12 protein-coding genes are annotated in these 11,790 nt (G+C 58.9%); 6 read left to right on the top strand and 6 right to left on the bottom strand.

The window, feature by feature from the left end:
* The 4 genes from R6T97_RS11575 to sucC all read right to left on the bottom strand — a co-directional run.
* On the bottom strand, positions 1 to 723 hold a 723-nt coding region (locus R6T97_RS11575; RefSeq protein ID WP_410349445.1), incomplete at its 3' end, for a biotin/lipoyl-containing protein.
* Positions 723 to 3,680, bottom strand: coding sequence for a 2-oxoglutarate dehydrogenase E1 component (locus R6T97_RS11580; RefSeq protein WP_410349446.1), 2,958 nt, complete (start codon positions 3,678 to 3,680; stop codon positions 723 to 725). The genes R6T97_RS11580 and R6T97_RS11575, both read right to left, overlap by 1 nt.
* 105 nt (positions 3,681 to 3,785) lie before the next feature.
* Positions 3,786 to 4,667, bottom strand: coding sequence for a succinate--CoA ligase subunit alpha (gene sucD / locus R6T97_RS11585; protein WP_410349447.1), 882 nt, complete (start codon positions 4,665 to 4,667; stop codon positions 3,786 to 3,788).
* Between the two features lie 54 nt (positions 4,668 to 4,721).
* Complete coding sequence (gene sucC, locus R6T97_RS11590; RefSeq protein ID WP_410349448.1) at positions 4,722 to 5,915, bottom strand: ADP-forming succinate--CoA ligase subunit beta; 1,194 nt, start codon at positions 5,913 to 5,915, stop codon at positions 4,722 to 4,724.
* 202 nt (positions 5,916 to 6,117) lie between these two features.
* Here sucC and R6T97_RS11595 point away from each other — a divergent pair, with 202 nt between their 5' ends.
* Positions 6,118 to 7,128 (top strand): glycosyltransferase family 2 protein, encoded by a 1,011-nt coding sequence (locus R6T97_RS11595; protein ID WP_410349449.1) that lies wholly within the window; start codon positions 6,118 to 6,120, stop codon positions 7,126 to 7,128.
* A 68-nt stretch (positions 7,129 to 7,196) separates the two neighbouring features.
* On the opposite strand, the gene mdh is transcribed toward R6T97_RS11595, so the two are convergent.
* Complete coding sequence (mdh, locus tag R6T97_RS11600) at positions 7,197 to 8,159, bottom strand: malate dehydrogenase (protein WP_410349450.1); 963 nt, start codon at positions 8,157 to 8,159, stop codon at positions 7,197 to 7,199.
* 159 nt (positions 8,160 to 8,318) lie between these two features.
* On the opposite strand from mdh, the gene R6T97_RS11605 reads away from it, so the two are divergent.
* Positions 8,319 to 9,074, top strand: coding sequence for a sulfite exporter TauE/SafE family protein (locus R6T97_RS11605; protein WP_410349451.1), 756 nt, complete (start codon positions 8,319 to 8,321; stop codon positions 9,072 to 9,074).
* Between the two features lie 16 nt (positions 9,075 to 9,090).
* On the opposite strand, the gene R6T97_RS11610 is transcribed toward R6T97_RS11605, so the two are convergent.
* Positions 9,091 to 9,405, bottom strand: coding sequence for a hypothetical protein (locus R6T97_RS11610; RefSeq protein WP_410349452.1), 315 nt, complete (start codon positions 9,403 to 9,405; stop codon positions 9,091 to 9,093).
* Positions 9,406 to 9,602: 197 nt separating this feature from the next.
* Between R6T97_RS11610 and R6T97_RS11615 the strand changes: the two genes are divergently transcribed.
* The 4 genes from R6T97_RS11615 to R6T97_RS11630 all read left to right on the top strand — a co-directional run.
* Positions 9,603 to 10,445 (top strand): HpcH/HpaI aldolase/citrate lyase family protein, encoded by an 843-nt coding sequence (locus R6T97_RS11615; protein WP_410349453.1) that lies wholly within the window; start codon positions 9,603 to 9,605, stop codon positions 10,443 to 10,445.
* A complete protein-coding gene (locus R6T97_RS11620) occupies positions 10,442 to 10,996 on the top strand; it encodes an NnrU family protein (protein ID WP_410349454.1) in 555 nt (184 codons plus the stop codon). Before R6T97_RS11615 ends, R6T97_RS11620 begins: the two co-directional genes overlap by 4 nt.
* A 1-nt stretch (position 10,997) precedes the next feature.
* Positions 10,998 to 11,204, top strand: coding sequence for a DUF1737 domain-containing protein (locus R6T97_RS11625; protein ID WP_410349455.1), 207 nt, complete (start codon positions 10,998 to 11,000; stop codon positions 11,202 to 11,204).
* The coding region (locus R6T97_RS11630; protein ID WP_410349456.1) for a MaoC family dehydratase at positions 11,201 to 11,790 on the top strand (590 nt) is incomplete at its 3' end. The genes R6T97_RS11625 and R6T97_RS11630, both read left to right, overlap by 4 nt.

The raw sequence follows: 11,790 nt of genomic DNA on the forward strand, positions 1-11,790 counted from the left end.
GTTCAGGGCATGGACACAGGCCTTGGTGAAGAAGGACATGAAGCCGAGCTTCACGCCGTGCTTTTTCAGGAACAGGTCTTTGTATTCGTTGCGCAGCTCCATCACCTCGGTCATGTCGACCTCGTTGTAGGTGGTCAGCATGGCTGCGGTGTTCTGGCTGTCTTTCAGGCGCTTTGCGATGGTCTGGCGCAGACGGGTCATCTTGACCCGCTCTTCGCGTTCGGCCTGTGACGCGGCGACCGGAGCGCGAGGGGCTGCGGCGGGCGCAGACGCTGGGGCAGGTGAGGCGAGAGCGTTCAGCACATCCTCTTTCATCACACGACCGTCCTTGCCGGTGCCTTTGACATCGGACAGGTTGTTTTCGGCCATCAGCTTTTTGGCAGATGGCGCGTCTTCGACATCTTTTGCAGCCGTGGTCGTGGCCGTGGCAGGTTCTGCTTCTGCCTTCGGCTCTTCCTTCTTGGCCGCAGGAGCCGGTGCTGTGTCGCCTTCGGCGATCTGCGCCAAGAGCGCATCAACGCCGACGGTTTCGCCTTCGGCGGCCACGATCTCGGACAGGGTGCCTGCCACAGGGCTGGGTACTTCGACCGTGACTTTGTCTGTTTCCAGTTCGCAGAGCATTTCATCAACGGCAACGGCATCGCCGGGTTGCTTGAACCAAGTGGCGACAGTGGCCTCTGTCACGGATTCGCCAAGGGTGGGGACGCGGACTTCGGTGCTCATTACTTTGTTCCTTTGATCGTCAGCGCATCGTCAACGAGGGCTGCTTGTTCTGCTTTGTGTTTGCTGGCCAGACCGGTAGCGGGCGAGGCGGCTGCCGCGCGCCCTGCATAGACAGGCCGTATGTGTTTGGCTTTGATCCGGGTGAGGACCCATTCGATGTTGGGTTCCATGAAAGACCACGCGCCCTGGTTCTTCGGTTCTTCCTGACACCAGACCATTTCGGCGTTCTTGAACCGCTCAAGCTCGTTTACGGCGGATTGCGCGGGGAACGGATAGAATTGTTCGTAACGCATGATGTAGACGTCATCGATCCCGCGGGCGTCGCGTTCTTCCAGCAGGTCATAGTAGACCTTGCCGGAACACATCACGACGCGCTTGATCTTGTCATCCGCAGCCAGCTTGGTGTCGGAATTGCCGTGTTGCGCATCGTCCCACAGCACGCGGTGGAAGGATGAACCAACGGTGAATTCCTCTTTTCTGGACACAGCCAGCTTGTGCCGCAGCAGCGACTTGGGGGTCATCAGGATCAGCGGCTTGCGGAAGGTCCGGTGCAATTGACGCCGCAACAGGTGAAAGTAGTTGGCCGGTGTCGTACAGTTGGCCACGATCCAGTTGTCGCCGCCGCACATCGTGAGGAACCGTTCAAGGCGCGCGCTGGAGTGTTCCGGACCTTGCCCTTCGTAGCCGTGCGGCAGCAGGCAGACGAGACCAGACATGCGTAGCCATTTGCTTTCACCCGATGAAATGAACTGGTCGAACATGATCTGCGCGCCGTTAGCGAAGTCGCCGAACTGGGCTTCCCACAGCGTGAGCGCATTGGGTTCAGCCAGCGAATAGCCGTACTCGAAACCCAGCACCGCATATTCCGACAGCATCGAATCGATGACTTCGTATTGGGCCTGCCCTTTGCGAATGTGATTGAGCGGGTAATAACGGGCTTCGTTTTCCTGATTAATCAGCGCAGAGTGGCGGTGACTGAACGTCCCGCGCATGCTGTCCTGTCCTGACAGGCGCACGGGGTAGCCTTCGGTAAGCAGCGAGCCGAAGGCGAGTGCCTCGCCCGTCGCCCAGTCGATGCCTTTGCCGGTTTCGAACATCGTGGCTTTGGCTTCGAGCAAGCGGCCTACGGTCTTGTGTAGGGGGAAGTTTTCGGGCGCGGTGGATAGCGCCTCGCCTATGGCATTGAAGGTCGCTTCCTCAATCGCCGTGACCCCGCGCTGATAGTCCTCATCCTTGCGGTCGAGGTGGGACCACTTGCCATCCAGCCAGTCGGCTTTGTTGGGCTTGAAGGTCTTGCCAGCTTCGAATTCTTCGTTCAGGTGCGCTTGGAACGCCGCCTTCATGTCTTCGATTTCGCCCTCGGGGATCAGTCCGTCCTGCACCAGACGTTCGGTATAAAGCGTCAGGGTGGTCTTCTGCTTCTTGATCTTCTTGTACATCACCGGGTTGGTGAACATCGGCTCGTCGCCTTCGTTGTGTCCGAAGCGGCGGTAGCAGATGATGTCGAGAACCACGTCCTTATGGAACTTCTGGCGGAATTCCGTGGCCACGCGTGCCGCGTGTACCACAGCTTCTGGATCGTCGCCGTTGACGTGGAAAATCGGAGCCTCGACCATCAGCGCGATATCGGTCGGATAGGGGCTGGAACGGCTGAAGTGCGGGGCCGTGGTGAAACCGATTTGGTTGTTTACGACGATATGCATGGTGCCGCCGGTCTTGTGACCTTTAAGGCCGGACAGACCAAAGCCCTCTGCCACGACGCCCTGACCTGCGAAAGCGGCGTCGCCGTGCAGCAGGATACCCATGACGCGGGTGCGATCACTGTCTTTCTTCTGGTCCTGCTTGGCGCGGACCTTGCCCAGAACAACGGGGTTCACCGCCTCGAGGTGGGACGGGTTCGCCGTCAGGGACAGGTGGACGGAGTTTCCATCGAATTCGCGGTCGGAGGATGCGCCAAGGTGGTATTTCACATCACCGGAACCATCAACGTCCTCGGGTTTGAACGACCCGCCCTGAAATTCGTTGAAGATCGCGCGGAAAGGTTTTTCCATCACGTTCGCCAGCACCGACAAACGGCCACGGTGGGGCATACCGATGATGATTTCATCAAGGCCCAGTTGACCGCCGCGCTTTATGATCTGCTCCATCGCGGGGATCAGGCTTTCGCCGCCATCAAGGCCGAAACGCTTGGTGCCCATGTATTTGACGTGCAGGAATTTTTCGAAACCTTCGGCTTCAACCAAAGAATTCAGGATCGCCTTGCGCCCTTCCTTGGTAAAGGCGATTTCCTTGCCGTAGCCTTCGATACGCTCTTTCAGCCAGCCAGCCTCTTCGGGGTTGGAAATGTGCATGTACTGCAGCGCGAAAGTCCCGCAATAAGTGCGCTGAACGATGGCCATGATTTCATTCATGGTCGCGACTTCGAGGCCGAGAACGTTGTCGATAAAGATCGGGCGGTCCATGTCTGCCGCGGTGAAACCGTATGAGGCGGGGTCCAGTTCCGGATGCGGCGTTTGTTCACGCATCCCCAATGGATCAAGATCCGCGATCAGGTGGCCCCGGATACGGTAGGCGCGGATGATCATCAGCGCGCGGATACTGTCGAGGACAGCAGCGCGGACCTGGCTTTCATCAAGGTTGACGCCCTTTTCGGCGGCTTTTTCCTTGATCTTCTTGCCTGCGGCTTCGGGCTCCGCCGGCCACTGGCCGTCGAGAGCCGCAGTCAGATCATCCGACGGGGCAGGGGGCCAGTCAGTGCGCGCCCAGCTCGGGCCCGTGGCCTCTGCCTTGGCGTCGGCAGGGGTGTCGCCCAACGACCGGAAAAACGCCTGCCAGCTTTCATCGACGGCACCCGGATTGTCGGCGTAGCGGGCGTAAAGCTGTTCGACATATTCGGCGTTATGTCCTTGCAGGAAAGAAGAAGCGCGGAAAACGTCGTTGGGGGATTGGTCGTTCATGAGGGGACCTCAATGTGTTGACGATGTTGAAGTCCCGGGTCGGCCCCGGGACACTTTTTGCAGGGCGGGGCCTGACCCGCCGTTTCTAGTCGGGCCTGCCCGGACCTATCCAATCGCTTCCAGTACGGCTTCGCCCAATGTCGCGGGGCTGTCTGCCACAACGATACCGGCGGATTTCATCGCTTCGATCTTGCTTTCCGCGTCGCCTTTGCCGCCTGCCACAATCGCACCGGCATGGCCCATGCGGCGGCCCGGAGGCGCTGTACGGCCCGCGATGAAACCGGCTGTTGGCTTCCAGCGGCCCTTTTTCTTTTGGGCGGTCAGGAATTCTGCGGCTTCTTCTTCGGCGGACCCGCCGATTTCGCCGATCATGATGATGGAATGTGTCTCGTCGTCATTAAGGAACATGTCGAGTACGTCGATATGTTCGGTCCCCTTGATGGGATCGCCGCCGATACCGACGGCTGTGGACTGGCCCAAGCCGCTGTCGGAGGTCTGCTTGACGGCTTCATATGTCAGCGTGCCCGAACGGGACACAACGCCGACCGACCCGCGCTTGTGGATGTGGCCGGGCATGATGCCGATTTTGCACGCATCGGGCGTAATCACACCGGGGCAGTTGGGACCGATGAGGCGGGATTTCGAGCCTTCGAGCGCACGCTTGACCTTCATCATGTCGAGCACGGGGATGCCTTCGGTGATGCAGATGATCAGTTCCATCTCGGCGTCGATCGCCTCCAGGATCGAATCCGCAGCGAATGGCGGCGGCACATAGATGACCGATGCGTTGGCCTCGGTGACGTGCTTGGCTTCGTGCACCGAGTTGAAGATCGGCAGATCGAGGTGCGTCTGGCCGCCTTTGCCGGGGGTCACACCGCCAACCATCTTGGTGCCGTAGGCAATCGCCTGCTCTGAGTGGAATGTGCCCTGCGACCCGGTGAGGCCCTGACAGATGACTTTGGTGTTTTCGTTTACGAGAATGGCCATTTTGGTGGCTCCTTAAAATCTTTTCATCGCGTGGGTTGCACCCACCCTACGGGATCAACCTTTGACGGCTTTCACGATCTTCTGCGCGCCATCTTTCAGGTCGTCCGCTGCGATCACATCAAGGCCGGAATTGCGGATGATCTCTTTGCCCTTTTCGACGTTTGTACCTTCCAGACGCACGACGAGCGGCACCTTCAGGCCAACTTCTTTCACCGCCGCGATTACCCCTTCGGCGATGACGTCGCACCGCATGATGCCGCCGAAGATGTTGACAAGAATGCCTTTGACCTGCGGATCGGAGGTGATGATCTTGAACGCTTCGGTGACTTTTTCCTTGGTCGCGCCGCCGCCCACGTCGAGGAAGTTGGCAGGTTCGGCTCCGTAAAGCTTGATGATGTCCATCGTCGCCATGGCAAGGCCCGCGCCGTTGACCATGCAGCCGATTTCACCATCAAGTGCGATGTAGTTCAGGTCGTACTTCGACGCGCGCAGTTCCTTTGCGTCCTCTTCGGTTTCATCCCGCAGGGTTGCCACATCGGCTTGACGATACATTGCGTTGCCGTCGAACGATACTTTGGCGTCCAGCACTTTGAGATCACCACCGTCGGTCACGATCAGCGGGTTGATTTCCAGCATCTCCATGTCTTTTTCGACGAAGGCGCGGTAGAGGTTGCCCATCAGCGCCACGCATTGTTTCACCTGCGCGCCCTTGAGCCCCAGCGTGAAGGCCACGCGACGGCCGTGGAACGGTTGATAGCCTGTGGCCGGATCAACAGTGAAGTTCAGAATTTTTTCCGGCGTATTTGCGGCCACTTCTTCGATGTCCATGCCGCCCTCGGTCGAGCAGACGAAACCGATGCGGCTTGTCGCGCGGTCGACCAGTAGGGCGAGATACATTTCTGTTTCGATGCCGGAACCGTCTTCGATGTAGATGCGGTTGACCTGCTTGCCCGCAGGGCCGGTCTGGTGCGTGACCAATGTGCGGCCCAGCATTTTCTTGGCTTCCTGTGCGGCCTCTTCCACTGATTTGGTCAGACGCACACCGCCTGCCTCACCGGCGCCGGCCTCTTTGAATTTGCCTTTGCCACGGCCACCGGCGTGAATCTGTGCCTTGACGACCCAAAGTGGTCCGTCAAGTTCGCCTGCGGCGGTTTTGGCATCTTCGGCGCGGGTGACAGGGCGACCGTCAGAGACGGGCGCACCATAACTACGCAACAAAGCTTTGGCCTGATATTCGTGAATGTTCATAAGACAATTCCAATTTGGCTTCGGTTGATTGCATCTAAACATAGAAAAATAGGCTGTTATAAGCGAAAACTACCAAATTAGCGGAAAATCGAACATTTGTGATCACAGATTTTTTTCGTGTGATCACAAATATGTCCTTATGTTCATTTCTAGCGACTTTATTCAGTTTTGTCAGAATCGCGATGATGATAGCAAAGGCGGCATGACAAAGGATATGCCAACCTGGGGCGTTGTTGCGACGGTGGATGAACCGCCCGTCTTGGTGCAGGCCTTTGTTGCGTGGTACCTGTCTTTGGGTGCGGCGCAGGTATTCATCTATTGCGACCGCCCCGATGACCCGGTGCAGGACCTGCTGTCGCATCTGCCGCAAGTGAGCGTCGTTGCGTGTGATGAGGCGCATTGGTTGCGCGTCGGAAAAAGCCGCCCGCGCCGGCATGAGGTGCGTCAGGTCCGCAATGCGCGCGAGGCCTATGGTCGGATGAACGCGGACTGGCTGCTGCATTGTGATGCCGATGAATACATCTTTCCGCGCAGGCCTGTGACCGGAACACTTGCAACCGTCGCTGCGGACGCTGACGGGCTTGTGGTGCCGGTTGCCGAGCGGGTGCACCTGCCGCATGCTTCCGAAGAAAGCATTTTCACGGGTGCGTTTCGGAGGCCTTTTCAGGGGCCCGCAGCAAGGCGCCGCCAAATTTTTGGCCCTGATTTTGACCTGACCTATCGCGGGCTGACCGGCCACTCGCAGGGCAAGGCCTTTGTGCGCAAGGATCGGGCGCTGCAACTCTCTATCCATCGACCGCAGCCCATCCGACCGGATCAGCAATTGGTTCTGGAAAGAGCCAGTGTCACAGCGTTGGAGTTGCTGCATTTTGATGGTCTTACGCCCACATTCTGGGTGTATAAGCTGGCGCGCATGTTGCATGCCCTGAAGAAACGTGACGGCATGCCGCCTTCTGCCCATCGCAGCAGACAGGCAGAGGAGCTGATGGCCGACCCCGATGGAGGATTGCGCCTTTATGACCGGCTCAAGCGACCGGACACGCAACTGATCAATCTGTTGAAGCAGCGGGATCTGTGGGCAGACCCCGCGTTTGATCCGTCAGAGCCGCTTGCACGGTATTTCCCCGCGCATCCTGCCGATTTGCGCCCTTCGGCGATAGATGATTGGTTGTACCGCAAGAAGGCGTCTGTGCTGAATTTTCTGCACACGTAACGGCCCCTTGCCAACGCAAAAGGGCCGCCCAGCGGGCGACCCTTTGTTTTGATCTCTGCAGGCCGGTATTAGGCCAAGCTGTCGTCGATGCCCTTGCAGGCGTCGACAAGGCCCTTCACGGCGTCCACGGATTTGTCGAACATCGCTTGTTCGGTTTTGTTCATCTTGATTTCGACCACGCGTTCGATGCCGCCAGCACCGATGACGGTTGGCACACCGACGTAAAAACCGTTGAGACCGTAGGCACCGTCGACATGCGCGGCACATGGCAGAACGCGCTTTTGGTCCTTGAGGTAGGCTTCGGCCATTTCAATGCCGGAGGTCGCGGGGGCGTAGAACGCGGAACCTGTCTTGAGCAGGCCGACGATCTCTGCGCCGCCGTCACGGGTGCGCTGCACGATCGCGTCGAGTTTGTCCTGCGTGGTCCAGCCCATGTCCACGAGATCAGGCAAAGGAATACCGGCCACAGTGGAATAACGTGTCAGCGGCACCATCGTGTCGCCGTGTCCGCCCAGAACAAAGGCCGTGACGTCGCGCATCGAGACGTTGAATTCTTCGGCAAGAAAGTGGCGGAAGCGCGCGGAGTCCAGAACACCTGCCATGCCGCAGACCATATGGTGCGGAAGGCCGGAAAATTCGCGCAGCGCCCAAACCATCGCATCCAGCGGGTTCGTGATGCAGATGACAAAAGCGTTCGGCGCATGTGCGGCGATGCCTTCGCCAACGGATTTCATGACCTTGAGGTTGATGCCCAGCAGGTCGTCGCGGCTCATGCCGGGCTTGCGGGCGACACCGGCGGTGACGATGCAGACGTCCGCGCCTGCGATGTCTTCATAGCTGTTGGCGCCTTTGAAGCTGCCGTCGAATTTCGCGGCAGGGCCGGATTCGGCGATATCAAGCGCCTTACCTTGGGGGATGCCTTCCGCGATATCAAAAAGCACAACATCGCCGAGTTCTTTGACGGCTGCGAGGTGCGCAAGCGTGCCGCCGATCTGTCCGGCGCCGATAAGGGCAATCTTGGGTCTGGCCATTGAAACTGGTCCTTTGGTGATTTGGTTTCGGCGCTTTGGGTAAGGCTTTGCAGCCCTTTAAGCAAGAGTGCTGCATTGCGGCATGGCCGAAAGGGCAATGGTCATTCCGCCGGTAAGCCGCTAACGAAATGGAAAGATAGCAAAGATCGGTGCGCCCAAGTGATTGAGTTCGGTTGGCAATTTTTCGCGGTCGGCATCCCTGCGATCATCTTTGGAGGCATATCCAAGGGTGGTTTCGGGTCAGGTGCGGCCTTTGTGGCGGGTGCGATTCTGGCGCTTGTGGTGCCGCCGGGTGCCGCCTTGGGGATTGTCCTGCCGCTGTTCATGCTGGTCGATGCGGTGACGCTGAAGCCCTATTGGGGCAGGTGGCACTGGCCGTCGGCCAAAGGTTTGATGATCGGGGCTGTGCCGGGGTGTATTATCGCGGCCTGGCTTTATGCGTTCGTTGACGCGGATGTATTCCGTTTGCTGATCGGGGTGATTTGTCTGGCCTTCGCGGCATTTCAGATCAGTCGTGCGCTGGGTTGGCTGACTGTCAGGCATATGCCGTTTTCAGCACCGCTGGCTTGGCTGGCAGGTATGGTCAGCGGGTTTACCAGCTTTGTCAGCCATGCGGGTGGTCCGCCCTCGGCGGTGTTCCTGCTGTCTCAAGGGGTGAGCAAGACGGCCTATCAGGCGACGACAGTGCTGGTTTTCTGGGCTGTGAACTGGATGAAAGTGCTGCCTTATGCGTTTCTGGGCATATTCACTTGGGATACGATCATGGGCAGCCTTGCGCTTGCGCCTTTTGCGTTGATCGGGGCGTGGATCGGCGTGCGGGCGCACAATCTTGTGCCGGAGCGACTGTTCTTCGGGCTGACATATGCGTTGCTGGTGCTGACGGGGGTCCGGCTGGTCTGGATCGCACTGGCATAGGCCGGACACCCGTTTTTCAGCTTTGGCTGTCGAAATTGGCCAAGGGTTCGTTCAGGTATTGATAGGCTTGGCCTGCCGCGACCAGACAGGTCGGCCCACCGGGGCGGGTGACTGTGATTGTCCATGATCCCGTGTTCATTGACGCGAATACCTCGACCACGGAATTGTCACTGCCCAGCCCGATGGACTGGCGGCTTTCGCCATAGCTTTGGGCCAATCGTTCTACCACCTGCGCGTGATCGGCGCAATTGCGGGTTTGCGCCTGTGTCTGCTGCGCGGCAAGCATCATCGCGCCGATCCCGAAAGACATCAGAAAGAATATGCGTCTCATTTGGTTCCCCTTTTTGCAAAGCGGGTCGCGGCGGAGGGCGGCGATCCTGCAAGTGGATCAAATTGTCGGGCCAATATCCGCGAAAATGGTTAACGCACCGTAACGACGGGTGAATTTGCTGCGACGCGGCAAATTCGCCTTGAATGATGTGCCGCTTTCTGGCCTGTTCCGCGCAATATTATTGCGAGGAAGATTCGATGCATGACCGCCCCTACCGATCCGCCCTGTATATTCCGGGATCAAAGGACCGCGCTCTGGATAAGGCGCGCGGCCTGCCTGTTGATGTGATCCTGTTCGATCTGGAAGACGCGGTGACACCCGACGCCAAGGTCGCGGCGCGCGATACGCTGTATGCTGCTTTGGCTGATGGCGGGTACGGTGCACGGTTGCGGGTCGTGCGGATCAACGGGCTTGATACCCAATGGGGTAACGCGGATGCAGCGGCGGTCGCGGCCATGGATTGCGATGCGATCCTGCTGCCAAAGGTGAACAGCCCCGCCGATGTCGATGCGCTGGCGGCGTTGGTCCCCGATTTGCCGGTCTGGGCGATGATGGAAACGCCGCAGGGTATTTTGAATGCGCAAAGCATTGCCGCCCATCCGCGTATCGCGGGTTTCGTGCTGGGAACGAATGATCTGGCCAAAGACCTCAATTCGCGCGGTCGCGCCGCACTGACCACGGCCTTGCAGCATTGCCTGCTGGCGGCAAAGGCGGCGGGGATCGTGGCGCTTGATGGCGTCTATAACGCGTTCAAGGACGAGGACGGGCTGCGCGCCGAATGTGCCGAAGGCCGCGACATGGGCTTTGATGGCAAAACCCTGATCCACCCCGCGCAGGTAGCGATTGCCAATGCCGCCTTTGGCCCGACCGCCGAAGAGGTTGATCTGGCCCGCCGTCAGATCGCGGCATTCGAGGCGGCAGAGGCCGAAGGGCAGGGCGTGGCCGTGGTCGATGGCCGCATTGTCGAGAACTTGCATATCGTGACGGCGCGGGCGACGTTGGCGAAAGCTGACGCTATCGCTGCATTGGAGACGGCATGAATTTACTTATCGCAGGCGTTGCCCTTTGGTGGGCCGCACATTTGTTCAAACGGCTTGCCCCGGGGGCGCGTCAGGCGTTGGGGGTTGCCGGTTATCCGGTCATGGCGGTGCTGATCGTGCTGAGCGTCGTGCTGATGGTCATCGGCTATCGCCAAGCTGACGGCGCGTTTTACTGGGGGGCCAACCCTATGTGGGTGGGCATCAACAATCTGTTGATGGTGCTGGCTTTCTATTTCTATGCGGCAAGTGCCGCCAAGGGTGCCAAGATATGGCTCGGCACCAAGGTGCGCCATCCGCAACTGACCGGATTTTCGCTTTGGGCGGTGGCGCATCTGCTGGTGAATGGCGACACCGCGTCCTTTATCCTGTTTGGCGGGCTGCTGGCTTGGGCGATTGTCGAAATTCTGCTGATCAATGCGCAGGAAGGCCCGTGGCAACGACCGGCCCGCGCGCCTGCCAAGAAAGAGGTGGTTGCGATCGTCGTGACGATTGTCGTGACCGTCGTGGTTATGGGCATTCACTATGCGCTAGGCGTTAAACCTTGGGGGTAACATGGCCAAACTTTACCGATTGCTGACCGAGGATGACACTTCGGCCTTTTGTCACAAGGTCACCGATGCGCTGTCCAAAGGCTGGGAGCTTTATGGCGATCCGACCTATGCCTACGACCACGCCAACGGGATAATGCGCTGCGGGCAGGCCGTCACCAAAGAGATCGACCGACCCTATTCCGCGGACATGAAGTTGGGACAGCAATGACCAAGACAAATGCAGGCCGCTTTTTCGAAGATTACGCCGTTGGCGATGTGATCACCCATGCGGTGCCGCGCACGATTTCGGGGGGTGAGCGCGCACTTTATCATGCGCTCTACCCCGCACGCGGTGCGCTTTATTCATCTGATGCATTCGCACGAGACTGTGGTTTGCCCGCTTCGCCTGTCGATGATCTGGTCACGTTCCATACAGTCTTTGGCAAGACGGTACCGGATGTTTCGCTGAATGCCGTGGCCAACCTTGGTTATGCGGAGGGGCGCTGGCTGCGCCCTGTCTATCCGGGTGATACGCTGGTGTCGCAGTCCGAAGTCATTGGTGTGAAGCAGAACTCGAACGGGAAATCCGGTGTGGTCTGGGTGCGCACCACGGGGCGCAACCAGCAAGGTGAGGACGTGCTGAGCTATGTGCGCTGGGTCATGGTGCGGGCCCAATACGGCCACCGGCATGGTGGCCACCATGGCAATCAGCGCCAGAACAATGGCGTTGGATTTGATGGTAATCAGTGCGCTAAGCCCGATCCCTTCCCGGGATATGACCAGGGGCCCCATGGAAAAAACCGGTGTCCCCTCAT

Source organism: Yoonia sp. (assembly GCF_046498525.1).
Classification (GTDB): domain Bacteria; phylum Pseudomonadota; class Alphaproteobacteria; order Rhodobacterales; family Rhodobacteraceae; genus Yoonia.

What these genes read in the sequence shown, in the direction of transcription:
- sucC (WP_410349448.1), bottom strand. Translation starts at nt 5,915, where the DNA reads ATGAACATTCACGAATATCAGGCCAAAGCTTTGTTGCGTAGTTATGGT.
- R6T97_RS11580 (WP_410349446.1), bottom strand. Translation starts at nt 3,680, where the DNA reads ATGAACGACCAATCCCCCAACGACGTTTTCCGCGCTTCTTCTTTCCTG.
- R6T97_RS11610 (WP_410349452.1), bottom strand. Translation starts at nt 9,405, where the DNA reads ATGAGACGCATATTCTTTCTGATGTCTTTCGGGATCGGCGCGATGATG.
- sucD (WP_410349447.1), bottom strand. Translation starts at nt 4,667, where the DNA reads ATGGCCATTCTCGTAAACGAAAACACCAAAGTCATCTGTCAGGGCCTC.
- R6T97_RS11620 (WP_410349454.1), top strand. Translation starts at nt 10,442, where the DNA reads ATGAATTTACTTATCGCAGGCGTTGCCCTTTGGTGGGCCGCACATTTG.
- R6T97_RS11625 (WP_410349455.1), top strand. Translation starts at nt 10,998, where the DNA reads ATGGCCAAACTTTACCGATTGCTGACCGAGGATGACACTTCGGCCTTT.
- R6T97_RS11615 (WP_410349453.1), top strand. Translation starts at nt 9,603, where the DNA reads ATGCATGACCGCCCCTACCGATCCGCCCTGTATATTCCGGGATCAAAG.
- mdh (WP_410349450.1), bottom strand. Translation starts at nt 8,159, where the DNA reads ATGGCCAGACCCAAGATTGCCCTTATCGGCGCCGGACAGATCGGCGGC.
- R6T97_RS11595 (WP_410349449.1), top strand. Translation starts at nt 6,118, where the DNA reads ATGACAAAGGATATGCCAACCTGGGGCGTTGTTGCGACGGTGGATGAA.